Origin of the sequence: Streptomyces sp. NPDC092369, from assembly GCF_044755245.1 — a bacterium.
Taxonomy (GTDB): domain Bacteria; phylum Actinomycetota; class Actinomycetes; order Streptomycetales; family Streptomycetaceae; genus Streptomyces.
The window spans coordinates 206,832-231,747 of record NZ_JBIVQP010000006.1; the positions used below are offsets into that span (position 1 = coordinate 206,832).

The following is a 24,916-nucleotide window of genomic DNA, read 5'->3' on the forward strand; positions in this document are numbered from 1 at the left end:
TGGGGCAGGGCAGGGGTGATCAGCCCGGCGGGGAGGCAGGGGTGATCGTCCCGACGACTTGAGCGGTGACGTCAGGTGGTGAGGTGGTGCAGGGGGTACGGGGAGGGGTCAGCCGACGAGGGGCGCCAGGGATCAGCTGGTGGGTACACCGAGGGCGGGGAGGACCACGGCGTCGATGTACGAAACGAGGAAGTCCTGGGTGGGCGGCTGGTCTTCGAGCAGCGCCCGGGTCGCGAACCCGCCGACCATCATGTGCACCACGAACTCCAGCGCCGGACAGTCCTCGCGGACCTCGCCCCGGTCGATGGCACGCCGGATCATCAGGTTGAAGCCGGACATCTCCGGCTCGACCAGCTGCGCCCGGAAGGCACGGCGCAGATCCGGGTTGTTGTGCATCGCCATGGCGACGCCCCGCATCAGCGACGAGTTCTTCTCGAGGGTGCAGTCGTCGTCGACCCTGATGGAGGCGTGCAGGTCCTCCCGGAGCGAACCGGTGTCGATGCCCTCGCCGTGATCCGGCTTGGTGTGCTTGATGGCTCGTACCACCAGCTCGGCCTTGCCGCCCCACTGGCGGTAGAGCGTGGCCTTGCTGGAACGGGTGCGGCCGGCGACGGCGTCCATGGTCAGGGCGTCGTAGCCGACCTCACGGAGCAGGTCGAGCACGGCCTCGTAGAGCTCGGCCTCACGCTCGGGCGTGATCCGACTGCGACGCGCCGTTGCGACAACCTCGGTCATGCCTCTCACCTTCTCACTCCGTGTGCTTACTCGTTCGTACAACCATGAAGATACCCCGAAGCCGAGCGAAACGAAACCGTTTCGTACGTGCGTTGGGTCACGTATGTGAGGAATCCGTAAGCAGGATCTGAGTTGCTGGTACCCATCTGCCGGAAAAGCATGGGGAGGTGAGCTACCTGCGCCTGCCTCATCTCAGCGGTGACCTGTTGTGCTTCGTGGCCGAGGACGACCTCTGGCTCTCCCCGCTCGACGGCCGGGAGCGCGCCTGGCGGCTGACCGTCGACCGCACGAAGACCGGGCACCCCCGCTTCTCGCCCGACGGCCGGCGGATCGCGTACACGAGCTGGCGCAGCCTGGTGCCCGAGATCCACGTCGTGCCGGTGGACGGCGGCCCCGGGCGGCAGCTCACCTACTGGGGGTCGCCCGACACCCAGGTCTGCGGCTGGGACCCGGGCGGCACGATCCTCGCCGTCGCCTCGCACGGCGAGCCCTTCTCGTACTTCACCTGGGCCTACAAGGTCGCCACCGACGGCGACCCGGGGCGCAAGCTGCCCTGGGGCCCGGTCTCCGACATCCAGGTCGCCGACCTCGACGGCGAGCGCAGGACGCTGCTCCTGACAGGCACCCCGCCGCACGAACCGGCCGCCTGGAAGCGCTACCGGGGCGGCGCGACCGGCCGCCTGTGGCTGCACGGCGAACGGCTGCTCGCCGACCTCGGCGGCCACCTCGACTCCCCCATGTTCGTCGGCGGCCGGATCGCCTTCCTCTCCGACCACGAGGGCGTGGGCAACCTCTACTCCTGCGCCCACGACGGCTCCGACCTGCGCCGCCACACCGACCACGACGCCTTCTACGCCCGGCACGCGGCGAGCGACGGCACCCGGGTGGTGTACCAGTGCGCGGGCGACCTGTGGATCGTCGACGACCTCGCCGCGGGCTCCGAGCCGCGGCGCCTGGAGGTACGGCTCAGCGGGCCGCGCGCGGGCCGGCGGACGTACCAGGTCCCGGCCGCCCAGCACGTCGACGGTCTCTCGGTCGACGAGACGGGCCGTGCGAGCGCCGTCGTGGTCCGCGGCAGCCTGTACTGGCTGACCCATCGCGACGGCCCCGCGCGCACGATCACCGACACCCCGGGCGTACGGGCCCGGCTCCCGGAGATGCTCGGCTCGCTCGGCCAGGTCGCCTACGTCACCGACGCCGAGGGCGAGGACGCGGTCGAGATCGCCTCCCTGCCCCGCGCGAGCGGCGACCGCGAGCCGCGCCGGCTTGCCTCCGGCGAGCTGGGCCGGGTCCTGGAACTGGTCGCCGACCCGCGCGGCGAACGCCTCGCCATCGCCTCGCACGACGGACGGCTGCTCCTCATCGACGCGACCGAGGACTCTGAGGGCACCTCCCGGACGGAGTCCGGGGGAGGGGAGGTGACCGAGCTGATCCGGTCCATCAACGGGCCGGTCCGCGACCTCGCCTTCTCCCCGGACGGGTCCTGGCTGACCTGGTCGCACCCCGGCATCGGCCGGTCCCTGCGCCAGATCAAGATGGCCCGCATCGCGGGACTCGGCACGGGCGAGCGGCTGATCGTCGACGTCACGAACGGCCGCTTCGAGGACGAGAACCCCGTCTTCACCAGGGACGGCCGCTACCTCGCGTTCCTCTCCTGGCGCGGCTTCGACCCGGTCTACGACGTCCACACCGGCGACCTCTCCTTCCCGCTCGGCTGCCGCCCCTACCTGGTCCCCCTCTCCTCGGCGACCCCCTCCCCCTTCGCGCTGAGCCCCGAGGGCCGCCCGGCCGCCGGTGGCCTGGACCCGGTGGAGGAGGAGGGTGCGGACGGCGCGGTGACCGTCGAGGTGGAGGGCCTGGAGAGCCGGGTCACCCCCTTCCCGGTCACCGCCTCCAAGTACTCGGCGCTGTACCCGGTCGCGGGCGGCGGACTGGTCTGGCTGCGCTGGCCGATCTCGGGCGCGCTCGGCGAGACCTTCGCCAACCCGGACGACACCAGTGGGCGGCCGACGCTTGAGTACTTCAACATCAGCAAGGCCAAGAAGTCCGAACTGGTCGACCACCTCGACTGGTTCGCGCTCAGCGGCGACGGCACCCGGCTGGTCGTGGTCGACGAGGACGAACTGCGGGCCGTCCCCGCCACGGAGCCCGCCGACGGCGACTCGACCGTCTGGATCGACCTGCGCCGCATCCTGCACGAGGTCGACCCGCCCGCCGAGTGGCGCCAGTCCTACGAGGAGGCCGGCCGCCTGATCCGCGCCTACTTCTGGGACCCCGGGATGTGCGGCATCGACTGGGACGCGGTTCTCGACCAGTACCGCCCGCTGGTCGAACGGGTCGCCTCCCCCGACGAGTTCGCCGACCTGCTGCGTGAGGTCCTCGGTGAACTGGGCACCTCCCACGCCTACGTCACCCCCGCCCGCCGCAACGAGGGCCCGCCCCACTACCAGCGCCGCCAGGGCCTCCTGGGCGCCAACTTCGTGCGCAGGGACGAGGGTTGGACCGTCCACCGCATCCTCCCCGGCGACTCCTCCGACTCCAAGGCCCGCTCCCCGCTGGCCGGCACCGGCATCCGCGAGGGCGCGGTCCTCACCCACGTCGACGGCCGCCCGGTGGACCAGCTGACCGGCCCCTACCCCCTGCTCGCGGGCGCGGGCGGCACCACGGTCGAGCTGACCTTCACCCCGGCGGAGGGCGAGGCCGGCCGTGCCCGCCGGGTCGCCGTCGTCCCCCTCCTCGACGAACGCCCCCTGCGCTACCAGGACTGGGTGGCCAAACGCCGGGCGGTGGTACGGGAGTTGAGCGGCGGTCGCTGCGGCTATCTGCACATCCCCGACATGGGCGGCTCGGGCTGGGCCCAGTTCAACCGGGACCTGCGGATGGAGGTGTCACGCCCGGCACTCCTCGTCGACGTACGCGGCAACGCGGGCGGCCACATCAGCGAGTTGGTGGTCGAGAAGCTCACGCGCGTGATCCTCGGCTGGGACGTGACCCGCAACGCCCAGCCGGTGTCGTACGCCTCAAACGCCCCCCGGGGCCCGGTGGTGGCCCTCGCCGACGAAGCGACCTCCTCCGACGGCGACATGATCACGGCGGCGTTCAAGTTGCTCAAGCTGGGCCCGGTGGTCGGCCAGCGCACCTGGGGCGGAGTCGTCGGCATGACCGGCCGCCACCGCCTGGGCGACGGCACGATCATCACGGTCCCGATGAACGCGGCCTGGTTCGACGCGTACGGCTGGGGCGTGGAGAACCACGGCGTCACCCCCGACCTGGAGGTCCTGCGCACGCCCCTGGACTGGGCGGAGGGCCGCCATGTCCAACTCGACGACGCGATCCGACTGGCCGTCGATCTGCTGGAGACGAGGCCGCCGGCGACACCGCCCGACTACTCCGCAGTGCCGGACCGGTCCCGTCCAAAACTGCCGCCGAGGACAACGCCCTAAGGGGCGCGGGGAACTGCGCGACCAGCCCCCGCCGTCCCGCACCCGACAACGCACCCCTCACAGCAACACGGACGTGGGGCGCCCCCACACACGGGGCGCCCCACGTCCGTAGGACAAGCCAGACCTAGACGTCGAAGTCCTGGTCCATACGGTCCTGCTCCTCCTGCTGACGCCGCGGAGCACCCCGCTCGGACTCCTCGTCACGACGGCTGGACCGTTCGGAAGCCTCGTCCTTGGCTTCCTCCATCTTCTTCTTGGCCTGGTCCTGCCACTCCTGCGACTTGTCCTGGAACTGGTCCTTCATACCCATGTGGGTTCACTCCCGTATCGCGTGGGGGAACGGCCCTTGACCGGGCCTCGACCAGATTCACACGCCGGGACAACCCTCGCATTTCGATCAGTCACGGTGCGTAGCGCGAGCCTTCTCATCCGCCGCCCCACCTGCGCCGACGAGCCCGTTCCGCATGCCCTCCAACCGTGACCCGAACCGCTTCATCTCCCGTTGCCCGACCGTTCCGATGACCCCCGGCAGATACCCGCGCACCCCCTGCATCCCCCGCAGCCACCACTGCCCGTACACATGGCTGGACCGCCGCTCGATCCCGGCGACGATCCGGTCGACGGCGGGGCCCAGCGGATACGTCTTGTTGGACGGCCACGGCAACCGCTGCCGCAGCTCCCGCATCACCTCGTCCTGGTCCGCTCCGCGCACCATGTCGGTGTCGGTCCAGGACAGATACCCCACCCCGACCCGCACGCCCTTGTGGCCGACCTCGGCCCGCAGGCTGTGCGCGTACGCCTCCACACCGGACTTGGAGGCGCAGTACGCGGTCATCATCGGCGCCGGAGTCATCGCCGCGAGGGAGGCGATCTGGAGCAAGTAGCCCCGGCTCTCCATCAGGTGGGGCAGGAAGGCGCGAGCTGTCACCGCCGACCCGATCAGGTTCACCTCGATCACCCGCCGCCAGGCGTCCGGATCGGAGTCGACGAACGGACCGCCCGTCGCCACACCGGCGTTGGCGACCACGATGTCGATCTTCCCGAACCGCTCCTTCACCTCCCGCGCCACCCGGGCCATCGCCTCGTGATCCGTGACGTCGGCGTACCAGTGGTCGCTGTCGCTGTGCAACCGCCCCGAGACCTGCTTGAGGGCGTCCGCTTCGAGCCCGACCAACGCCACCTTCACCCCGCGCGCGGACAGCTTCCGGGCGAGCAACTCCCCCACACCGCGCGCCGCTCCGGTGACGACGGCGACCTGCCCTTCGAGACCGACCCTGCTCATGCGCTCTCCTTGGTGGCCGTGTCGCGCGTATCGGCTGTATCAGCCGTACTGACTGTCACGTACGTCGTCACCAGCTCCCGGATCCGCCCGCTCACCGACTCCGGCGCCTCGACGGGCGTCATGTGCCCGACCCCCGCCAACTCCGTGCTGCCCACGCAGTTGGGCAGCGCGGCGACCAGCGCCCGCGAGTGCACCGGCGGTGTCAGCCGGTCGGCGGTCCCGCACAGCACGGCCGTCGGTACGCCGATCTCCCGTACGCCGTGGTCGAGTTCGAGCAGGTCCAGCACCTTCGACCAGGCGTGCCGCGCCCTGGGCGGACACGCGAGCACGATCCGTGCGACCGCCTCGACCATGTGCGGCGCCGAACCGGGGCCCATCGTCCCGTACTTGAGCATGGCGCGGGAGACGGGCGTGACCGGCCCGAGCGGTCCGCGCGCGCCGAGGATCTTCTTGGTCAGCCAGGTCCGCGGTTTCCCCGCCCGGATCGGCAGGACGGTCGACTCGGCGACCAGCCGCGAGGAACCGGTGCTGCACAGCAGGACGGCGGCGGCGTGCTCCCGGAACGCGGGGCGGCCGGCCGCCGCCATCACCGTCATGCCGCCCATGGAGTGACCGGCGATCACGGCCTGTCGGCCCGGTGCGAGGGTCGCCTTCAGTACGGCTTCGAGGTCGTCGGCGAGGGCGTCCGTGCTGCAGGCGGGGCTCGCCGGGCTGCGTCCGTGGCCGCGTTGGTCGTAGGTGATGACGCGGTGGTCGGCGGCGAGGTCGCGGATCTGGGCCGCCCAGAAGGCTGTCGAGCAGGTCCAGCCGTGCGCGAGGACGACGGCGGGGGCGTCCTCGGGTCCGTGGATCTCCACGTGGAGCCGGGAACCGTCGGCGGAGACGGCGGTCATCTCGCGGGCGGGGACGGGCGGGGCGTAGGGACCGGCGGTGACATGCATCGGGCGGCTCACGCGGAAACCTCTTCCCTGGGGCCCTTGTCGGCACCCTTCTCGGCGGAGACGGCCTTCTCGGCGGGGACACCCCGGGCGGGTTCGGCCGACGGCCGTACGACGTCGTACTCCCCCAGATCCACCCGTCGCGTGGCCCGCCGGAACTCGGTCGTCGTACCCGGCCAGACGGTGGTGTTGCGGCCGCTCGCGTCGAGGTACCAGCTGGTGCAGCCGCCGGTGTTCCACACGGTCCGCTCCATCCGCTCCTGCACCCGCCGGTTCCACGCGCGCACCGCGCCGGGCCGGGCGTCGAGGGCCGCTTCGCCGCCGAGGACGTCCAACTGCCGTAGATAGTCCGCCATGTAGTTCAGCTGGGACTCGATCATCAGGATCATGGACGAGTTCCCGAGGCCGGTGTTGGGCCCGATGATGGTCATCCAGTTCGGGAACCCGGCCGCGGAAGCGCCCCGCAGGGCCTCCATCCCACCCGTCCACGCCTCGGCGAGGGTCTTGCCCTCGGCGCCCACCACGCGGTCGGCGATCGGCATGTCGGTGACGTGGAAGCCCGTACCGAAGACGATCGCGTCGACCTCGGTCTCGGTGCCGTCGGCGGCGACGAGGGTGGAACCGCGCACCTCGCTCAACCCGCTGGTGACGACGTCCACGTTGGGCTGGGCGAGCGCCGGATAGTAGGTGTTGCTGAGCAGGATCCGCTTGCAGCCGATGCGGTAGTCCGGGGTGAGCCTGGCGCGCAGGGCCGGGTCCTTGATCGCGTGGGCCATGTTCCGTTTGGCCAGCCGCTCGACGAACCCGAGCTCTTCGGGGTGCTTGGTGAAGGCCTGGACCTGCAACTCCCTTATCCCCCACAGCAGTCCGCGACGGGCCCGGGTGGTGAAGGGCAGCGCGCGGTGCAACGCCCGTTCGGCGCCGCTGATGGCACGGTCGGCGCGGGGCATGACCCAGGGCGGGGTGCGCTGGAAGAGGGTGAGCCGGCCGACCCGCGGCTGGATGGCGGGCACGATCTGGATGGCGGAGGCGCCGGTGCCGACCACGGCGACGCGCTTGCCGCGCAGGTCGTAGTCGTGGTTCCAGCGGGCGGAGTGGAAGACCTCGCCGGGGAAGGAGTCGAGCCCCGGGATGTCGGGCGTCTTCGGATCGGACAAGGGCCCGGTGGCGGAGACGACGACGTCGGCGGACAAGGCCCCCGAACTGGTCTCGATGTCCCAGCGCAACCGCTCCCCGTCCCAGGTCATCTTCTTGACCTCGGAGTTGAAGCGGAGGTGGGGCCGCAGGTGGAAGACGTCGGTGACGTGCTCCAGATAGGCCCGGATGTGCTCCTGCCCGGAGAAGGCGCGCGGCCAGTCGGGATACGGGGCGAAGGAGAAGGAGTACAGGTGGGAGGGCACGTCACAGGCGCACCCCGGATAGCTGTTGTCCCGCCAGGTGCCGCCGACGCTGGCGGCCCGCTCCAGCACGACGAAGTCGGTGATGCCCTCGCGCCGCAGCCGCACGGCGGCCCCGAGTCCTCCGAACCCGGACCCGACGACCACCACCCGCACATGTTCGTGTTCAGCCATGCCGATGCCTCCGCAGCGCGACTCCGCCAGTAATCACTGGCACAGTCGGAGCGTAGAACAGCTCCGTACTCATGGGTAGGGGTCGGCGGAAGGAAAGTTACCGCCGGTACGACATAGGCTCACCGACGTGACAGCGGCCGAGGGACGACGAACCGAATACCGCATGGAGGAGCTGGCCGCGAAGGCCGGCATCACGGTGCGCACCCTGCGCTTCTACCGCGAGCGCAAACTGATCGGGCCACCCCGCCGCGAGGGCCGCATCGCCTGGTACGACGACCACCACCTGGCGCGCCTGCGCACGATCTCGGCGATGCTGGAGCGCGGCCACACCCTCAACGGCATCGCGGAACTCGCCGACGCCCTCGACCACGGACGGGACGTGGCCGACCTCCTCGGCGTCGGCGGCCCCACCGAGGAGGAGCCGGTCCGCCTCACCCCCGAGGAACTCGCCGCCCGCTTCGAGGGCGAGGTCACCACCGAGAACCTCGCCGCCGCCATGGAACTCGGCTACCTCGGCACCGACGGCGACGAGATCGTCCACATCAGCCGCCGCCTCCTGGACGTCTCCTCCGCCCTGGTCCGCGAGGGCATCCCCCTCGCGGACGTCCTGGCCGCGGGCAAACAGGTCCGCGAACACGTCGACATCCTCGCCGAGATGTTCGCCACCCTGGTCCTGCGCCACGGCCCGGAAGAAAACCTCCAACGCCTGCGCCCACTGGCCCGAAGCGTGGTGGAGGCGGAACTGTCACTGGCGTTGGACCGACGGTTGCGCAAGCGGGATGGGACCGGGGCCGGCGAGAGCCGCGAGGACTAGCGGTCGTACACGACCGTCACCGGCGCATGGTCCGACCACCGCTCGGCATGCGTGGCCGCTCGCTCGACGAGTCCCTTGACCGCCTTGGCGGCGAGGCCGGGCGTACAGACCTGGTAGTCGATGCGCCAACCCGTGTCGTTGTCGAACGCCCGCCCCCGGTACGACCACCACGAATACGGCCCCTCCACCTCCGGATGCAGGGCGCGCACGACGTCGACGTACCCACCGTCCGCCGCGTCGAAGACCCGCGTCAGCCACGCGCGTTCCTCCGGGAGGAAGCCGGAGCTCTTCTGGTTGGCGCGCCAGTTCTTGAGGTCGGCGGGCTGGTGGGCGATGTTCCAGTCGCCGCAGACGACGACCTCGCGGCCGTCGGCGGCGGCGCGTTCGCGCAGTTCCTTGAGGTAGGCCAGGAACTCGCCCATGAAGCGGACCTTCTCGTCCTGGCGCTCGGTGCCGACCTCGCCGGAGGGGAGGTAGAGGGAGGCGACCGTGACACCGGGCAGGTCGGCCTCGACGTAGCGCCCGCTCGTGTCGAACTCCGCCGAGCCGAAGCCGACCTGGACGCGGTCGGGCTCGCGGCGCGTGTACAGCGAGACGCCGGCGCGGCCCTTGGCGGCGGCCGGCGCGTGCACGACGTGCCAGCCGTCGGGGGTGCGGACGTCCTCCGGCAACTGCTGCGGCTCGGCACGCACCTCCTGCAGGCAGAGCACATCGGCGGAGGTCCCGGCGAGCCACTCCACGAAGCCCTTCTTCGCGGCGGCACGCAGTCCATTGACATTGGCGGAGGTCACAGTGAGCACGCGGGAACGATACCGGCACACTGGACACAGTCCGATGTCCCGCTCTGTGCATAGGTGTACGATCTTCGACATGAATATACGCCGGGTCCCCTTCGACCACCCCGACGCCGTGAAGCTGAACGACCAGGTCCAGGCCGAGTACCACGTCCGCTACGGCGACGGCGGCGACGCCACCGTCATGGACCCGACCCACTTCGAGCCGCCGAACGGCGTGTACCTCATCGCGTACGACGAGGACGACAGCCCGATCGCCACCGGCGGCTGGCGCGCCAAGGACGCGAACGGCGAAGGCAACCTCGACGGCGACGCCGAGCTCAAGCGCATGTACGTGGTCGAGCGGGCGCGGGGGTTGGGACTCGCCCGGCGCATTCTGGCCGCGTTGGAGGAGGACGCGCGGGCCGCGGGGCGGCGACGGATGGTCCTGGAGACCGGCACCAAGCAGCCGGAGGCGATCGCCCTGTACACGTCGAGCGGGTATGAGCCGTGCGAGAAGTTCGGCTACTACCGCTTCCACGAGGACAGCCGGTGCTTCGCGAAGCCGCTCCAGCCCTGAGGGCCTTCGGGGGAGTTCAGGGGCCTCTGAGGGCGGCCTTGGCCCTCACGCCCTGAGATACGCCAGCACCGCCAGCACCCGCCGGTGCACGTCGTCCGCCGGCGGCAGGTCCAGCTTGGTGAGGATGCTGCCGATGTGTTTGCCCACGGCCGCGTCTGACACCACCAGCGCCCGCGCGATCGCCCCGTTCGACCTGCCCTCCGCGATCAGCGCCAGCACCTCCCGCTCCCGCGGGGTCAGCCGCGCCAGCGGATCGCGGCGCCGGCGCAGCAACTGCCGTACCACTTCGGGGTCGACGACCGTGCCACCGTCCGCCACGTCACGGAGCGCGTGCACGAACTGCTCCACCTGCCCCACCCGGTCCTTGAGCAGATAGCCGACCCCGCTCCCGTCCCCGGAGTCCAACAGCTCGGCCGCGTAAGCCCGTTGCACGTACTGACTGAGCACCAGCACCGGCAGCCCCGGCCGCCCCGCCCGCAGTCGGAGGGCCGCGTGCAGCCCCTCGTCCTGGAAACCGGGTGGCATGCGGACGTCCGTCACGACCACGTCCGGCCCGTCCGGACCCAGCGCGGCGACCGCCGCCAGCAGCGCGTCCGCGTCACCGACGGCCGCGACGACCTCGTGCCCGAAGCGCGTGAGCAGCCCGGTCAGTCCGTCCCGCAGCAGCACGCTGTCCTCGGCCAGGACTACCCGGAGCGGTCTGTCGGCCGGCAAGGGATCTCCACACGCAGCAGGGTCGGTCCGCCCGGCGGGCTGGACAGGGTGAGTCTGCCATCGAGCACCGACACCCGGTCGGCGAGCCCGGTCAGCCCACTGCCGGCCCCGGGCGAAGCACCCCCGCGCCCGTCGTCCCCGATCCGCAGCACCAGCCGCCCGCCCGTGTACTCCCCACCGACCTCGGCCCGGCTCGCCCCGCTGTGCCGGGCCACGTTGGCGAGCGCCTCGCAGACGACGAAGTACGCGGCGGACTCGACCGCCCCGGGCAACCGCCGCCCGTCCAGGCCGAGTTGAAGGTCCAGGTCGAGGTTCACGGGGACCGGGCTGCGGTCGGCCGCGTCGGCGACGGCGGCTTCCAGTCCGTAGTCGGTGAGCACCTTGGGATGGATGCCGTGGATCAACTCCCGGAGTTCGGCGAGCACTTGCCCGGCCTCCTCGTGCGCCTTGGCGAGTTGCCCGGCGAGCGGTCCCGGCGGGGCGTCGAGGCGGGCGAGCCCGAGGGTCATGGTGAGGGCGACGAGCCGCTGCTGGGCGCCGTCGTGCAGGTCGCGCTCGATCCGCCGGCGCTCCGCCTCGAAGGCGTCCACCAACCGCACGCGGGAGCGCACGAGTTCGGTGACCCGCACGCTGTCCTCCGCACGGGCCGGGGTCGCGATCAGGGCGCGGGCGAGCTCGGCGCGCGCTCCCGCGAAGACCCCCAGCGCGTACGCCCCTGACGCGAGCAGCACCACCCCGAGCCCGGCGACCGCGCACGCGCCCGGCAGCGTGTCGACGGCCCACACCTTCACCACCTTCGCCTCGCCCTGGACACCGACCAGGACGGGCGCGGCCACCAACTGCCCCGGCACCCCCACCGCGAGGACGACGACCAGCGCGTCGAGCGGCCACAGCACCACTCCGACCAGCACGGCGTACGCCAACTCCCGCCAAGTCGCCGCCTCCCGCCACCGCGTCGACAGCCACGGCCCCAACCCCGCCCGCCCCGGCACCCGATGCCGCCCGGCGGGCTCCGCGCGGACCCCGACCAGCCGCAGCCGCCACCGTTCCACCGCGGCCACCGGAATCCCGGCCAGCGCGGTCAGCCCGAGCAGCGGCAGCCCGACGAGTACGAGGGCCAAGGCGCCCCCGAGCACGGCGCCGCAGCCGATCACCACGAGGACGACCATCCCGAACAGCGCCCCGCTGCCCAGGTAGGCCAACGCCCGCCACGGCCACGCCGACCACAGGTATCCGCGCTCCCGGAGCGCCCGCCACACGGTCATCCCTCTCGCCGATCAGTCATGGAGATCACCGTAGGAGCAGCCCGCGCCGGGGACCATCCGCCCCGGGCGAGCTTCGGGGGTATGCCTGGCCCTACCCCAAGTCTCGTCCCTGCCGCACTGATCGACCGGCCCGTCCCGCGGTTCGCTGGTGCCGGTTGCCGATGAGGGACGTACGGGAAGAGGGTCGGATGGGGTCCAACGCGATCGAACTACGCGGTGTGAGCAGGGAGTTCGGGGTCGGCGACAGCCAAGTCGCCGCCCTGGACGACGTGTCGCTCACCTTCGGGCAGGGCACTTTCACCGCTGTGATGGGCCCGTCCGGTTCGGGCAAGTCCACGTTGTTGCAGTGCGCGGCGGGTCTTGACCGCCCCACCTCGGGCTCGGTCCGGATCGGCGGGACGGAGCTGACGACGTTGACCGAGCACCGGCTCACCCTCCTGCGCCGCGCCCGCGTCGGCTTCGTCTTCCAGGACTTCAACCTCCTCCCGTCCCTGACCGCGGAACAGAACGTGGCCCTCCCGCCGCGCCTGGCCGGCCGGCGCGTGCCGAGGTCGGAGGTACGGGCGGCCCTGGCCCGCGTCGGCCTCGCCGACCGCGCCCGGCACCGCCCCGGTGAACTCTCCGGCGGCCAGCAGCAGCGCGTCGCCCTCGCCCGCGCCCTGATCACCCGCCCCGAGGTCCTGTTCGCCGACGAGCCGACCGGCGCCCTCGACTCACGCAACGGCAGGGACGTACTCGCCCTCCTGCGCGCGATGGTCGACACGGAGGCGCGCGCGATCGTGATGGTCACCCACGACCCGCTCGCCGCGTCGTACGCCGACCGCGTGGTCTTCCTGGTCGACGGCCGCGTGCACGGCGAACTGGCGGGCGCCCCCGCGGCCGACATCGCGGCCCGCATGACGACGCTGGAGGCCGTGCCGTGCTGACGGTCACCGTCCAGACCCTGCGCACGCGTTGGGCCACGTTCGTCGGCAGCTTCGTCGCCCTCGCGCTCGGGGTCGCTCTGATCGCCGTCATGGGCCAGGCCCTCGCCGCCTCCCTGGACGCTCCCGAGCGCCGTCCGGAACGGTTCGCGGCGGCCGAGGTGGTGGTGAAGGGCCGGGACACCCTCCGCGTCCCCACCCCGAACGGCGTCCGCACCGAGCGGCTCGCCCAACCGAGCCCGATCCCCGCGCGAACGATCGCCGCCCTGCGGCGGCTGGGCAAGGTCACCGAGGACCGCGCCTTCGCCGTACCCACCGAGGGCGGTCCGCGCGACCTCGTCGGCCACCCGTGGTCGACGGCGGCCTACGCCCCGTACGGACTCACCGCGGGCCGCGCGCCGCGTACCGCCGACGAGGTGGTGGCGACCGGGAGTTGGACGAAGGTCGGCCGACACCTGCGGACCGCTTTCGGGCGGGTCCAGGTGGTCGGCACGGTCGGCGTGGACGGCACGGTCGGCGCCCCCTTCGAGAACGCCCTCTTCTACACCGACGCCCGGGCCGCGCTCCTCTCGCCGGTGAGTACGCAGCTCGTCGTGGACGCCGACGCGGGGGCGGTACGGCGGGTGGTGGCCGGTGCGGGCGTGCTCACCGGTGACGCGCGGCGCTTCGCGGACGCCGATCCCGACCGTGACGCCGAGGCCCTCACCGCGCTGAACGCCCTGTTCGGCACGGCCGGCGGGGTCACGGCGTTCGTGTCGGTGTTCGTCGTGGCGTCCACTTTCGCCTTCGCGGTCGCCCAGCGCCGCCGGGAGTTCGGACTGCTGCGCCTGGCCGGCGCGACCCCGTCCCAACTCCGCCGGACGGTCTGCGCGGAGGCGCTGCTGATCGGCGTGGCGGCCTCGACCGCGGGTTGCGCGCTGGGGGCGTACGCCGCCCCCTATCTGACATCCCGGGTGGTCGACGACGGTCTCGCACCGGCGTGGTTCACGATCGGCGACCACCTCTGGCCGTACCAACTGGCCTTCTGGACAGGCCTGTTGGTGTCCCTGTGCGGAGTGCTGGCCGCGTCCCGCCGGGCGGGCCTGACCAGCCCGGCGGACGCGCTGCGGGAGGCGTCGGTGGACACTGCGCCCCTGACCGGGGGCCGTCTCCTGTCCGGTACGGCCCTGCTGGTCGCGGCCGTCGCCCTGCAGACGTTCGCCCTGCTGACCGACCCGGGTGACCTGCTGCACCGCAAGACGTACGTCAGCCGCCCGATGCTGCTGATCACGGCGGTGGCGTTGCTGTCACCCGCGGTGGTGCGCCCGCTGGTCCGGCTGGTCGTCCGGCTGCCCGGCGCGGTCGGCATGCTGGTGCGGGAGAACGCCGCCGCCGGTGTCCGCCGTACCGCCGCCGTCGCGGCCCCTGTCCTGGTGACGGTGGCCCTGACCGGTTCCCTGCTGGGCGCCACCGCGACGCTGGCGGGCGCGCGGGCGACAGAGGCAAGCGACCGCACCACAGCCGACTTCATCCTCACCTCACCGTCCGGAACCGGCTTCACCCCGACGACCCTGCGCCGCCTGCGCGCGGTCCCCGAGTCGGTCGTCTCCCCCACGGCGACGACCGCCGTCCACTACCTGGAGGACGGGGTCGCCCTGCTCACGTCGCAGGCGCGCGCGGCCGATCCGCACGCCCTCGCGGCGACCGTGCGCCTGCCACTGACCGCCGGCCGCGTCACCGACCTCGACGACGACTCGATCATCGTGAACGAGGAGTGGGCCAGGCACACCGTGGGCCGGCACGTGACCGTCTGGCTGGGCGACGGCACCCGCAGATCCCTGCGCATCGCGGCCGTGATGCCGGTCGGCACGGGCGACAACGGCGCCTACGTGACCCCGGCCAACGCCCCGCGCGCCCCTGTCGACCGGGTCGAGGTGAAGGTGCGGGAGGGCGGGACGACGAGCGAGGTGTCGGCAGGGTTGCGGCGAGCGCTGCGCGGCACGGGAGCCGGGATCCTCACAAAGGCGGGGTGGCTACGACACACAGCCCCCTCCCCCTCGGGCGGCCTGGGCACCGGAACGGACCGCACGACCCGCCTCGGCTTCCTCCTCGTCCTCGGCATCGCCCTCCTCTACACCGGCATCTCCCTCGCCAACACCCTGGTCATGGCGGCTTCCGACCGACTGCGCGACCTGGAGACCCTCCGCCTGACGGGCGCCACGAGAGGCCAGCTCCTACGCCTGATCACAGCGGAGTCCCTGACAACGGTGGCACTCGGGTCATTCCTGGGCCTCCTGGTCGCCACCCTCAACCTGCTCGGCATGTGGACGGCCCTGGCCCGCCAGTCGATCCGGACCCCACTCCGACTCCCGTGGCCGGCCCTCGCCCTGACCACGACGTCCTGCGCCGCCGTGGCCGTCATCGCGACCCTGATCCCGACGACTCTCGCCCTGCACCGCCGGGCCCGCGCTCACACCCACACCGGCACCTGACAACAGGTCAGCACAACAAAGATCCCGCCCGATCTTCCGATCGGACGGGATCTCATCAACTGCCCCAGGTTTCCCTGACCAGTTGTTGCGGTGGACCTGTGGGGATTTGAACCCCAGACCCCCTCGATGCGAACGAGGTGCGCTACCAGACTGCGCCACAGGCCCTTGCAACGAGTGAAACTCTAGCATCCCGGTCCGCGTGCTTGGAAATCCGTTCCCGGGCCCCGGCGGACGGCCGCGGCACAGGTGGGGGACGGGGGGAGGCGTGCAGGGCGAGCGCCCGGAGCCGGCCTATTCGTTGGCGGCGCGGGGCCGCTCCCCGTCCTCGTACTGATCGAACAGCGGCGTACGCCCCCGCTCCCGCGCACGCCTCGCGGACGCGGCCCGGCGGGCGTCGCTGCGGCCCTCGTCGTCGGAATCCGTCTCCGCCTGGTCGTCGGCGGGATCCATGCGAGCGTCCGCGCCGGGCTCGGCGCCGGAACCGGCCTCCGCCTCCTGGCCCCCGGCGACCGAACTCGACCGTGCCGAGCTCCACGCGTCCGGCGCACCCAGGTCCACGTCCGAGGTGGCCCGCGGAGCGACCGGCGCGGTCACGTACGTCGGCAGCGGCACCGGCACCGGGTCCCAGCTGTCGCCGTGTCCGGGCCGCCGCTGGCGCTCGCGCTGCTGGTCGACCCACTCGGCGTGGTCGGTCTGCTCGACGAGGGCGCGACGGTCGGCGGCGAGCGCCGACAGCCCCGGGTCCAGCTCCTGCTCTGGCGCACCCTCCGGCGACTCGGCCTCGGCATCCGCGGTGGCCCGCCGGCGCGGCTGGCGCTGGCGCTCCCGCAGCCGCTGCGCGGCGGCCTCGGCCCGGCGCCGGTCCATCTGGTAGGTGAACCGGCGCTGCTCCTGGGAGCGCAGGTACACGATGTAGCCGCTCAGCAGTATCGCGGGCACACCCGGCGCCCACAGGAACGCCAGTCCCCCGACGGCCGCGACGATCGTGCCCATCGTGAAGGCGAGGAAGAGCATCACCGTGGTACGTCGACGGCGCGCGAGCACCTTCGTACGCCGGGCGCGCGCGGCGGCCGCCTCGGCCGCTGGCGAGCGCCGGGCGGCCGGGACGCGCTTGCGCGCCGGCGCGGAGCCGGATTCGGGCGCCGGCGCGGAAGCGGAATGGGACGCGCGCGCCTGGGCGGGACCGGATGCCGGCGGACCGGAGGTACGGGCGGGCTTGGAACCGGGCGCCTGTGCCGACCCGGTGCCCGCCGCCGGCGCCTTCACGTCCGCGCGCACCTGGGCGCGCGCCGGAGGCATGGCGAAGGCCCGGACGTCCACCGAGTCGGTGACGACGTCCGGAACGTCGGCGCTGTGCTCCCCCTCCTCGGTGGAGCGCGCGCGCAGGTCCTTGGCGTACCGGCGCTCCATGCCCGCCCGTCCGGACAGCAACCGGATGGCTGTGCTGAAGCGTTCCGTCGGACGGGCCTCGTTCAGCTCGTCCTGCCTACGGAGCCACATCGGCACCAAGTAGGCGGCCCAGGCCCCGACAATGACTGCGTAGATGAGGCCGCTGCTGCTCACGCCTCACACGGTAGAGGGGTTTGCGTGAGGCCATCTGCCAATTGAGCCGGTGTGTCGCACGATCTGGCTGATATTTCGAACTTTTTTTGTGACCGATGCGATCAGCAGCCCACCGAGGGCGCGAAATTAATGCCTTCAGACGGTCGCCGGGCGATCAATTTCGAACACTTATTCAATTTCCGGGCCTATCCGGGATTCCCCGGTGTGTTCTGGGGGTTCCGCGGGGTGTTCGAGGAGGTGTCGTGCGACGTCCGCTGAGAGCGTGCCCGCTGCCAGCGGTTCAGCAACCCGTCGGGGACCTCTTCCGCCGTGAGCGCGAAGACGAGATGGTCGCGCCAGGCTCCGTCGATGTGGAGATAACGCGGCCTGAGCCCCTCCTCGCGGAATCCGAGTTTCTCCACGACCCGTCGGCTGGGTCCGTTCTCGGGGCGAATGCAGACCTCGATGCGGTGCAGACCGACGGTACGGAAACAGTGGTCCACGACGAGTGCCACGGACGTCGGCATCACTCCGCGCCCGGCCACCGATTCGTCCACCCAGTAGCCGACGTGGCCCGAGCACATCGAGCCCCAGGTGATCCCGGCGACCGTCAACTGCCCGACCAGGTGCCCCTGGTACTCGATGACGAACGGCAGCATCCGCCCCGAGTTCGCCTCGGAGCGCAGATGCCGGACCATCTGCCGGTAGGTCGGCCGGTGCGCGATCGGCCCGCTGGGCGTGGGCGGCGGAATGGTCGCCTCCCAGGGGCGCAGCCAGTCCCGGTTGCGCCGGTTGACCTCGCGCCAGGCTCGCTGGTCGCGCAGTTTTATCGGCCTCAGGACGATGTCGCCGTCCGCCAGCACGGCGGGCCAGGATGGGCTGTTCAGCTCGCACCCCCACTGGTGACGCCGGGTCTTTGGTGGTCGCCGCCCCGGATCTGGTCGACGGCGTGCACCAGCAGGGGTTGAAGGACCGCAAGCCCGTCCTTCACCCCGCCGGTGGAACCCGGCAGGTTGACGATCAGTGTCCGCCCCGCGACTCCGGCCAGTCCCCGGGAGAGCGCGGCGGTCGGTACCTTCTCCCGTCCGAACGCCCGGACGGCCTCGGCGATGCCCGGCACCTCGTAGTCGATCACTCGGCGGGTCGCCTCCGGCGTGCGGTCGGTGGGCGAGACGCCGGTGCCGCCGGTGGTGACGATCACATCGAAACCGGCCTCGACGCCCGCCCGCAGCGCGGCCTCCACGGGGTCGCCGTCTTGGACGACCTGCGGCCCGTCCACGGCGAACCCGAACCCCGTGAGCCCCTCGGCGATCAGTGGGCCGCCCTTGTCCTCGTACACACCGGCCGCGGCCCGGTTGGAGGCCGTGACGACAAGGGCACTGTAGGGCGCGGCAAGGGCACCGCCTATGGGCGCGTCAACGCTCATGACCGGCTCCAGTCGCCCGACTTGCCGCCCGTCTTCTCCTCCACGCGCACGTCCGTGATGACCGCTCCCTTGTCGACCGCCTTGACCATGTCGATCACGGTGAGCGCGGCGACGGAGACCGCGGTGAGCGCCTCCATCTCGACGCCCGTGCGGTCCGTGGTCTTCACGGTGGCCCAGATCTCCACGGCGTCGTCCGCGACCGACAGATCCAGTTTCACACCGGACACCGACAACGGGTGGCACAGCGGGATGAGGTCCGGCGTGCGCTTGGCGCCCATGATGCCCGCGATGCGCGCGGTGGCCAGCGCGTCGCCTTTCGGAACGCCCTCACCGCGCAGCAGCTCGATCACGCGGGGCGAGACGAGGACGCGACCGCTGGCACGGGCGGTCCGGGCGGTCACGTCCTTCCCGGAGACGTCGACCATGCGGGCGGCACCCGCGTCGTCGATGTGGGTCAGACGGTCCTGCGTGCTCATGGCGTGTGGCGCTCCCGGTCCGGGCCCGTCGCGATGCGGCGCGCGGGCCTGTTGTGCGCGACACGGTACCGCCAAGTCGGCGCGGGCAACGGACCAGCACGGCCTCATCGACCGGCACGCACGCGTGGGCTCAGCCGAGCAGGACGACCTCGACCTCGGTGCCGGGCTCGACCAACTCCACGTCCTCGGGTACGACGATCAGCGCGTCGGCGTGCGCGAGGGCCGCGACCAGGTGCGATCCGGCGCCGCCGACCGGGCTGACCGAGCCGTCGGCGTACGCGGCCCGCAGGAACTGCCGGCGCCCCTTCGGCGAGGTCAGCGCCTTGGCGGCGGTCAGGGTGGCCCGGGTCCTGGGCCGGTGGATGTCGTCGAGCCCCATGAGCGCGCGGATCGCGGGCCGAGCGAACAGCTCGAAGGAGACGTACGACGACACCGGGTTGCCCGGCAGGGCGAGCAGCGGGGTGTGGTCGGGGCCGATGGAGCCGAAGCCCTGGGGCTTGCCCGGCTGCATGGCGAGCTTGCGGAACTCGATCCCGCTGCCCGCCGCGTCCTCGTCACCGACGTAGGACAGCGCCTCCTTGACGACGTCGTACGCCCCGACGCTGACGCCGCCGGTGGTGACGAGCAGGTCGGCGCGGACGAGTTGGTCGTCGATGGTGGCGCGCAGTGTCTCGGCGTCGTCGGCGACGGCACCCACCCGGTAGGCGATGGCGCCCGCGTCGATGGCGGCCGCGGTGAGGGCGAAGCTGTTGGAGTCGTAGATCTGGCCGCTGCCCAGCTGTTCGTCGGGCTGGACGAGTTCGCTGCCGGTGGACAGGACGACCACGCGCGGGCGCGGGCGTACGCGTACCGTGCCGCGGCCGATCGCCGCGAGCAGGCCGATCTGCGGCGGACCGAGGACGGTGCCCGCCTCCAGGGCGCGGTCGCCGGCCTTCACGTCACTGCCTTTCGCGCGTACGTGCGCGCGTGCCTCGGCCGGCCGGTACACGTGCACGTGGCCCTCGGCGGCCTCGGGGGCCAGGCTGCGGGCGCGCATCCCGGTCACCGGTCCGTCGCCGAGGCCTCCGTCGGTCCACTCGACGGGGACGACGGTCTCGGCGCCGGGCGGCAGCGGGGCGCCGGTCATGATGCGGGCGGCCTGGCCGGGGCCCACGTGGAGCAGATTGGCCTGGCCCGCCGCGACATCGCCGACGACCTCCAGGACGGCGGGGAACTCCTCGCTCGCGCCCGCGACATCCGCGACCCGTACCGCGTACCCGTCCATGGAGCTGTTGTCGAACGGCGGCAGCGAGAGCGGCACCGTGATGTCCTCGACGAGGACGCAGCCCTGGGCGTCCAGCAGGTTCAGCTCGATGGGTTCGAGGGGGCGGACGGTGGCGAGGATGTCCTCCAGGTGTTCCTCCACCGACCACAGGTGGTCCGGGCCGGCGGTGCGGGGCGCGGCGCTGCTCAACTCGCTACATCTCCTCGGCTACGTAACTGCGAAGCCAGGTCCGGAAGTCCGGGCCCAGATCTTCACGTTCGCACGCGAGTCTGACAATGGCACGCAGATAGTCGCCGCGATCGCCGGTGTCATAGCGGCGGCCCTTGAAGACGACGCCGTGCACCGGACCGCCGACCTTCTCGTCCTGGGCAAGCTGCTGGAGGGCGTCGGTGAGCTGGATCTCGCCGCCGCGGCCCGGCTCGGTCTTGCGCAGTATGTCGAAGATGTGCGGGTCCAGGACGTAGCGTCCGATGACCGCGTAGTTCGAGGGGGCGTCCACCGGGTCGGGCTTCTCGACCAGGCCGGTCACCTTGACGACGTCGCCGTCCGCGGTGGGCTCGACGGCCGCGGAGCCGTAGAGGTGGATCTGCTCCGGCTCGACCTCCATGAGGGCGATGACGCTGCCGCCGTGCTGCTCCTGGACCGCGACCATGCGCGCGAGCAGCGGGTCGCGCGGGTCGATCAGGTCGTCGCCGAGCAGGACGGCGAAGGGCTCGTGACCGACGTGCGGGGCCGCGCAGAGCACGGCGTGACCGAGACCCTTGGGGTCACCCTGGCGCACGTAGTGCATGGTCGCGAGGTCGCTGGACTCCTGCACCTTGGCCAGCCGGCTGGCGTCACCCTTCTTCTGAAGGGCTGACTCCAGCTCGTAGTTGCGGTCGAAGTGGTCCTCCAGGGGGCGCTTGTTGCGTCCCGTAATCATGAGGACGTCGTCGAGGCCCGCGGACACGGCCTCCTCGACCACGTACTGGATCGCCGGCTTGTCGACGACGGGCAGCATCTCCTTGGGAGTGGCCTTCGTGGCCGGCAGGAACCGGGTGCCGAGGCCGGCTGCGGGAATGACAGCCTTGCTGATCCTGGGGTGCGACTGAGTCATGTCCGCAACCTTATCCGGTGCCTTTGCAGAGAATCTGTGGCTCCGGTTAATTAGCTCTCATATGAGCGCATTAGGAAGGGTACGGGTGCGACCTGTGAGTCACATCGGACGTGAGGCCGAGCCTGACAAGCCAACGTTGCGGCGAGAGTTCATCGCGGTGAGAAACAGGTTGACGGCGGATGACGTGCGGGAATCGGCGGGCGAGTTGGCCGCACGCGCGCTGGAACTGCCCGAGTTGGCGCACGCGCGCACGGTGGCGGCGTACGTCTCCGTGGGCAGCGAACCCGGAACGCTCGCGCTGCTGGACGCGCTGCACGCGCGGGGCGTGCGGGTGCTGCTGCCCGCGCTCCTGCCGGACAACGACCTGGACTGGGGCTCCTACGCCGGTGAAGGTTCCCTCGCCCGGGTCCAACACGGCGGAAAGATGGCGCTGTTCGAGCCCACCGGCACGCGCCTGGGCCCGCGGGCCGTCACCGAGGCGGACGTCGTGCTGCTGCCCGGCCTCGCGGTCGACGCACGCGGGATGCGGCTGGGGCGCGGCGGAGGGTCCTACGACCGGGTGCTCGCGCGCCTGGAGCGCGCGGACGCCCGTCCCGCGCTGGTGGTGCTCCTCTACGACGCGGAGGTCGTCGAGCGGGTTCCGGCCGAGGCGCACGACCGGCCCGTGCAGGCCGCGGTGACGCCGTCGGCGGTGCACCGCTTCCGCGACGGCGGGTGAGGCGGGTGATGTCCCGCGGATGCGTCGAAGGGCCCTCCACGCGTGCGTGGAGGGCCCTTCGAGGTCGTTGCCGCTCACCGGCGGCGGCTCACCCGCGGCTCACGGTTTCAGGACCAGCGTGTCGCTCGTGCTGTCGTCGACCGCCTTGTCCGAGAAGGACCACGGCAGTAGTTCGCCGTCGACCCACTTGCTCGTCTGGTCGGTGTAGTGCGCGCTGAAGGCGTGCCCGGAGGCGCCGGTGAGATTGATCCACTTTGACTTGTCGAGGTCGTCAAGGTTGACCACCATGCGCATCGACGGCACCCACACGACGCCGTAACCGCCTGCGGCGTTCCACCCGGTGGCGTTGACGGTCGCCTCGCCGCCGCCGAGCTTCCAGGGGCCGCGGTTGAGGATGTACTGCACGACGCCGGGGCCGTCGGTGCCGAGGGTCTGGTTCTTCAGGAACAGGCGGTGCAGCCGGCCCCAGCTCCAGGTGTCGATGTCCTTGCCGAGCTTGGAGGTCAGCTCCCAGCGGGCGTCGATCAGGGCGCGCTTGAACAGTTCGTCGCGGTTGTTGGTCGCGCCGGGTCGGGTACCCGCCTTGGGCGTGGTCCACCAGTCGCTCTTGGGGTCGTTCATGAGGTTGCGCACGACCTCGAACCAGCGGTCGCCGCCGTCGGGTTGCGCCTGGTCGGCGTCGCGCTGGCCGCACTCGCGGACCTTCTGGGTGTCGTCCACGGGCCCGGTGTCGTTGACGGGGTCGACCCACAGGCACTGGCCCTCGACGCGCAGTTCCTTGGGCAGTTTGTTGCCGAAGGCGAGCTTGAGGATGTTGCGCCAGACCGAGTTGAAGTAGGCGGCCGCGGCCGAGTCGGCGTCCTGGGTGTAGTCCCAGCCCTCCAGCAGCTCCTGCGCCTCGCGGACGTCCTTGTCGTCGACGTCGATCTTCAGCAGCTTGGGCACGAGCAGCTTGGCGATCTCGCTGCTGTTGTCCAGCTGCATCTGGCGCATGTCGTCGGTGGAGATCTTGCCGCCGTCCTTGATCTTCGACTGGATCAGGTCGGTGATGCGCTGGCTGCGGGTGCCGTAGCCCCAGTCCGTGGTGAGCGTGTAGGGATACTTGTCCGGGTCGATGACGGCCTGGTTGGCGGTGACGATGTAGCCGCGCTCCGGGTCGAACTCGTAGGGCAGCTCGCCCTGCTTGATGAAGCCGGTCCACCGGTACTTGGAGTCCCAGCCCGGCGCGGGGATCGAGCCGTCGTCGCCCTTCGCGCGGATGGGGATGCGTCCGGGCAGCGTGTACCCGATGTGGTTGTCGGTGTCGGCGTAGACGAGGTTCTGCGAGGGCACGTCGAACTTGGCGGCCGCCGAGCGGAACTCGGTCCAGTTGGACGCCTTGTCGATGGCGAAGACGGCGTCCATGGTGGTGCCCGCGTCCAGCGCGGTCCAGCGCAGCGCGATGCCGTAGCCGTCGCCTCTGTCGGGCGCGGCCGTGTCGACGGTGGCCTTCTTGCCGACCTTCACCAGTTCGTCGTCGCGGTCGGACAGCAGGGGCCCGTTGTTCGTCTCGCGCACGACGATCTTCTTGGAGTCGCCGCCGGCGACCTTGATGGTCTCCGTACGGGACTTGAAGGGCTTGACGGTGCCGTCGTACAGGTAGCCGTCGCCGCTGAGCTTCTCCAGGTAGAGGTCGGTGACGTCGACGCCCGAGTTGGTCATGCCCCAGGCGATGTCCTGGTTGTGGCCGATGACCACGCCGGGCATGCCCGAGAAGGTGTAACCGGTCACGTCGTACTGGCACTTGGCGGAGACCGTGCGGCAGTGCAGGCCCATCTGGTACCAGACGGACGGCAGGGAGGCCGACAGGTGCGGGTCGTTGGCCAGCAGCGGCTTGCCGGTGATGGTGTACTTCCCGGCCACCACCCACGAGTTGGAGCCGATGCCCTGACCGTTCACGCCGACGGCCGTGGGGACGTCGTCCAGGACGTCGTAGAGGCCCGAGAGCTGGCTCTCCAGGGCCGAACCCGCCGTCGACGTGGACGAGCCCGTCGTGCCGCTCGTGGACGTCCCCGAGGTCGAGCTGTCGCCCTGCTCGAACGTCTGGGTGAGCTCGTCGTACTGGCCCTCCTGGACGATCGCCTGGTTGCGGCTGTACGGGTACTCCGGGTACAGGTCCTTGATCTGCTTGGGGCCGAGCCGACTGGTCATCAGGGCGCGGTCGATCTCGTCGTCCATGTTGCCGCGCAGGTCCCAGGCCATCGCCTTCAGCCACGCCACGGAGTCCACCGGGGTCCACTGCTCGGGCTTGTAGTCGTTGACGAAGCCCAGGGCGGCGTACTCCAGGGAGATGTCCTTGCCGTCCTTGCCCTTGAGGTAGGCGTTGACTCCCTTGGAGTAGGCCTGGAGGTACTTCTTGGTGGAGGCCGACAGCTTGGTGTCGTACTCCTCCTTGGCGACCCGGTCCCAGCCCATGGTGCGCAGGAACTCGTCGTCCTTGACCTGGTCCTTGCCGAACATCTCCGACAGGCGCCCGGAGGTCATGTGCCGGCGCACGTCCATCTCGTAGAACCGATCCTGCGCCTGGACGTAGCCCTGCGCCATGAACAGGTCCTCGTCGGAGGAGGCGTAGATCTGCGGGATGCCGTAGCCGTCGCGCTTGACGTCGACGGGTCCTGACAGACCGTCGAGCGTGATGGAGCCCTTCGTCTGCGGGAAGGACGCACGGACGGTACTGATGGACCAGTACGCCCCGTAGGCGACGCCTCCGATGATGGCCAGCACCAGGACGAGGACGACAAGGCGGGCTTTGCGCCCCTTCTTCCTGCCGGACTTGCGGGCCTTGCGACCCGTTGAGGCGGTGGTGTTGGGGGGCATCGCTGTCCTTGCTGTCCTTCCGCGAGCGG

General features: G+C 71.3%; 21 protein-coding genes and 1 tRNA gene. 6 read left to right on the forward strand and 16 right to left on the reverse strand.

Features of this window, described 5'->3' with window-relative positions; translation table 11 throughout:
* Positions 1 to 132 precede the first annotated feature (132 nt).
* Entirely contained in the window at positions 133 to 735 is a 603-nt protein-coding gene (locus ACIQI8_RS32850; protein ID WP_402358484.1) for a TetR/AcrR family transcriptional regulator, read from the reverse strand.
* 167 nt (positions 736 to 902) lie between these two features.
* Here ACIQI8_RS32850 and ACIQI8_RS32855 point away from each other — a divergent pair, with 167 nt between their 5' ends.
* Positions 903 to 4,178, forward strand: a complete 3,276-nt coding sequence (locus tag ACIQI8_RS32855; RefSeq protein ID WP_402358487.1) for a S41 family peptidase — start codon at positions 903 to 905, stop codon at positions 4,176 to 4,178.
* 124 nt (positions 4,179 to 4,302) lie between these two features.
* Here ACIQI8_RS32855 and ACIQI8_RS32860 read toward each other — a convergent pair whose 3' ends face one another.
* From ACIQI8_RS32860 to ACIQI8_RS32875, 4 genes are all read right to left on the reverse strand, one after another.
* Positions 4,303 to 4,488 (reverse strand): hypothetical protein, encoded by a 186-nt coding sequence (locus tag ACIQI8_RS32860; RefSeq protein WP_402358490.1) that lies wholly within the window; start codon positions 4,486 to 4,488, stop codon positions 4,303 to 4,305.
* An 87-nt stretch (positions 4,489 to 4,575) separates the two neighbouring features.
* Positions 4,576 to 5,460 carry an SDR family oxidoreductase gene (locus ACIQI8_RS32865; protein WP_402358493.1) on the reverse strand — a complete coding sequence of 295 codons (885 nt, stop codon included), beginning with the start codon at positions 5,458 to 5,460 and terminating at the stop codon, positions 4,576 to 4,578.
* Positions 5,457 to 6,413, reverse strand: a complete 957-nt coding sequence (locus ACIQI8_RS32870) for an alpha/beta fold hydrolase (RefSeq protein WP_402358496.1) — start codon at positions 6,411 to 6,413, stop codon at positions 5,457 to 5,459. The genes ACIQI8_RS32865 and ACIQI8_RS32870 overlap by 4 nt, the downstream gene beginning before the upstream one ends.
* Positions 6,410 to 7,969, reverse strand: coding sequence for a flavin-containing monooxygenase (locus ACIQI8_RS32875; RefSeq protein ID WP_402358499.1), 1,560 nt, complete (start codon positions 7,967 to 7,969; stop codon positions 6,410 to 6,412). Before ACIQI8_RS32875 ends, ACIQI8_RS32870 begins: the two co-directional genes overlap by 4 nt.
* Positions 7,970 to 8,132: 163 nt before the next feature.
* Between ACIQI8_RS32875 and ACIQI8_RS32880 the strand changes: the two genes are divergently transcribed.
* Positions 8,133 to 8,783 carry a MerR family transcriptional regulator gene (locus ACIQI8_RS32880; protein ID WP_402359699.1) on the forward strand — a complete coding sequence of 217 codons (651 nt, stop codon included), beginning with the start codon at positions 8,133 to 8,135 and terminating at the stop codon, positions 8,781 to 8,783.
* On the opposite strand, the gene ACIQI8_RS32885 is transcribed toward ACIQI8_RS32880, so the two are convergent.
* Positions 8,780 to 9,583, reverse strand: coding sequence for an exodeoxyribonuclease III (locus ACIQI8_RS32885; protein WP_402358502.1), 804 nt, complete (start codon positions 9,581 to 9,583; stop codon positions 8,780 to 8,782). The two genes, ACIQI8_RS32880 and ACIQI8_RS32885, sit on opposite strands and share 4 nt — an antisense overlap.
* A gap of 70 nt (positions 9,584 to 9,653) precedes the next feature.
* Here ACIQI8_RS32885 and ACIQI8_RS32890 point away from each other — a divergent pair, with 70 nt between their 5' ends.
* The gene (locus ACIQI8_RS32890; protein ID WP_402358505.1) at positions 9,654 to 10,136 is read left to right on the forward strand and encodes a GNAT family N-acetyltransferase; all 483 of its coding nucleotides are present in this window, start codon (positions 9,654 to 9,656) and stop codon (positions 10,134 to 10,136) included.
* Positions 10,137 to 10,181: 45 nt separating this feature from the next.
* Here the strand turns inward: ACIQI8_RS32890 and ACIQI8_RS32895 are convergent, their stop codons facing one another.
* Both ACIQI8_RS32895 and ACIQI8_RS32900 read right to left on the reverse strand, forming a co-directional pair.
* Positions 10,182 to 10,850, reverse strand: coding sequence for a response regulator (locus tag ACIQI8_RS32895; protein ID WP_402358508.1), 669 nt, complete (start codon positions 10,848 to 10,850; stop codon positions 10,182 to 10,184).
* Entirely contained in the window at positions 10,823 to 12,115 is a 1,293-nt protein-coding gene (locus tag ACIQI8_RS32900) for a sensor histidine kinase (protein ID WP_402358511.1), read from the reverse strand. The genes ACIQI8_RS32895 and ACIQI8_RS32900 overlap by 28 nt, the downstream gene beginning before the upstream one ends.
* Before the next feature lie 188 nt (positions 12,116 to 12,303).
* Here ACIQI8_RS32900 and ACIQI8_RS32905 point away from each other — a divergent pair, with 188 nt between their 5' ends.
* Complete coding sequence (locus tag ACIQI8_RS32905; protein ID WP_402358514.1) at positions 12,304 to 13,041, forward strand: ABC transporter ATP-binding protein; 738 nt, start codon at positions 12,304 to 12,306, stop codon at positions 13,039 to 13,041.
* A complete protein-coding gene (locus ACIQI8_RS32910) occupies positions 13,035 to 15,509 on the forward strand; it encodes an FtsX-like permease family protein (protein ID WP_402358517.1) in 2,475 nt (824 codons plus the stop codon). The genes ACIQI8_RS32905 and ACIQI8_RS32910 overlap by 7 nt, the downstream gene beginning before the upstream one ends.
* Positions 15,510 to 15,600: 91 nt before the next feature.
* Here ACIQI8_RS32910 and ACIQI8_RS32915 read toward each other — a convergent pair.
* The 7 genes from ACIQI8_RS32915 to galU all read right to left on the reverse strand — a co-directional run bounded on the left by ACIQI8_RS32915 (position 15,601) and on the right by galU (position 21,313).
* A tRNA-Ala gene (locus ACIQI8_RS32915) sits at positions 15,601 to 15,674 on the reverse strand.
* Positions 15,675 to 15,800: 126 nt separating this feature from the next.
* Positions 15,801 to 17,072 (reverse strand): gephyrin-like molybdotransferase receptor GlpR, encoded by a 1,272-nt coding sequence (gene glpR, locus ACIQI8_RS32920; RefSeq protein WP_402358520.1) that lies wholly within the window; start codon positions 17,070 to 17,072, stop codon positions 15,801 to 15,803.
* A 185-nt stretch (positions 17,073 to 17,257) separates the two neighbouring features.
* Entirely contained in the window at positions 17,258 to 17,914 is a 657-nt protein-coding gene (locus tag ACIQI8_RS32925) for a GNAT family N-acetyltransferase (protein ID WP_402358523.1), read from the reverse strand.
* Positions 17,915 to 17,934: 20 nt separating this feature from the next.
* The gene (locus ACIQI8_RS32930; protein WP_402358526.1) at positions 17,935 to 18,477 is read right to left on the reverse strand and encodes a molybdenum cofactor biosynthesis protein B; all 543 of its coding nucleotides are present in this window, start codon (positions 18,475 to 18,477) and stop codon (positions 17,935 to 17,937) included.
* Positions 18,474 to 18,953: a cyclic pyranopterin monophosphate synthase MoaC gene (moaC, locus tag ACIQI8_RS32935; RefSeq protein WP_402358529.1), complete on the reverse strand. Its 480-nt coding sequence runs from the start codon at positions 18,951 to 18,953 to the stop codon at positions 18,474 to 18,476. The genes ACIQI8_RS32930 and moaC overlap by 4 nt, the downstream gene beginning before the upstream one ends.
* 130 nt (positions 18,954 to 19,083) lie before the next feature.
* A complete protein-coding gene (gene glp / locus ACIQI8_RS32940; protein ID WP_402358532.1) occupies positions 19,084 to 20,406 on the reverse strand; it encodes a gephyrin-like molybdotransferase Glp in 1,323 nt (440 codons plus the stop codon).
* 4 nt (positions 20,407 to 20,410) lie between these two features.
* Entirely contained in the window at positions 20,411 to 21,313 is a 903-nt protein-coding gene (galU, locus tag ACIQI8_RS32945) for a UTP--glucose-1-phosphate uridylyltransferase GalU (protein WP_124003860.1), read from the reverse strand.
* A gap of 61 nt (positions 21,314 to 21,374) precedes the next feature.
* Between galU and ACIQI8_RS32950 the strand changes: the two genes are divergently transcribed.
* Entirely contained in the window at positions 21,375 to 22,031 is a 657-nt protein-coding gene (locus ACIQI8_RS32950; protein ID WP_402358535.1) for a 5-formyltetrahydrofolate cyclo-ligase, read from the forward strand.
* Positions 22,032 to 22,130: 99 nt separating this feature from the next.
* Here ACIQI8_RS32950 and ACIQI8_RS32955 read toward each other — a convergent pair whose 3' ends face one another.
* A complete protein-coding gene (locus ACIQI8_RS32955; protein ID WP_402358538.1) occupies positions 22,131 to 24,887 on the reverse strand; it encodes a penicillin acylase family protein in 2,757 nt (918 codons plus the stop codon).
* Between the last annotated feature and the right edge of the window lie 29 nt (positions 24,888 to 24,916).

Bases quoted from the DNA above. Each gene is read 5' to 3' on its own strand.
- ACIQI8_RS32850 (WP_402358484.1), bottom strand. From the start codon at position 735: ATGACCGAGGTTGTCGCAACGGCGCGTCGCAGTCGGATCACGCCCGAG.
- ACIQI8_RS32860 (WP_402358490.1), bottom strand. From the start codon at position 4,488: ATGGGTATGAAGGACCAGTTCCAGGACAAGTCGCAGGAGTGGCAGGAC.
- ACIQI8_RS32865 (WP_402358493.1), bottom strand. From the start codon at position 5,460: ATGAGCAGGGTCGGTCTCGAAGGGCAGGTCGCCGTCGTCACCGGAGCG.
- ACIQI8_RS32875 (WP_402358499.1), bottom strand. From the start codon at position 7,969: ATGGCTGAACACGAACATGTGCGGGTGGTGGTCGTCGGGTCCGGGTTC.
- ACIQI8_RS32880 (WP_402359699.1), top strand. From the start codon at position 8,133: ATGGAGGAGCTGGCCGCGAAGGCCGGCATCACGGTGCGCACCCTGCGC.
- ACIQI8_RS32890 (WP_402358505.1), top strand. From the start codon at position 9,654: ATGAATATACGCCGGGTCCCCTTCGACCACCCCGACGCCGTGAAGCTG.
- ACIQI8_RS32900 (WP_402358511.1), bottom strand. From the start codon at position 12,115: ATGACCGTGTGGCGGGCGCTCCGGGAGCGCGGATACCTGTGGTCGGCG.
- ACIQI8_RS32905 (WP_402358514.1), top strand. From the start codon at position 12,304: ATGGGGTCCAACGCGATCGAACTACGCGGTGTGAGCAGGGAGTTCGGG.
- ACIQI8_RS32930 (WP_402358526.1), bottom strand. From the start codon at position 18,477: ATGAGCGTTGACGCGCCCATAGGCGGTGCCCTTGCCGCGCCCTACAGT.
- moaC (WP_402358529.1), bottom strand. From the start codon at position 18,953: ATGAGCACGCAGGACCGTCTGACCCACATCGACGACGCGGGTGCCGCC.
- galU (WP_124003860.1), bottom strand. From the start codon at position 21,313: ATGACTCAGTCGCACCCCAGGATCAGCAAGGCTGTCATTCCCGCAGCC.
- ACIQI8_RS32950 (WP_402358535.1), top strand. From the start codon at position 21,375: ATGAGCGCATTAGGAAGGGTACGGGTGCGACCTGTGAGTCACATCGGA.
- ACIQI8_RS32955 (WP_402358538.1), bottom strand. From the start codon at position 24,887: ATGCCCCCCAACACCACCGCCTCAACGGGTCGCAAGGCCCGCAAGTCC.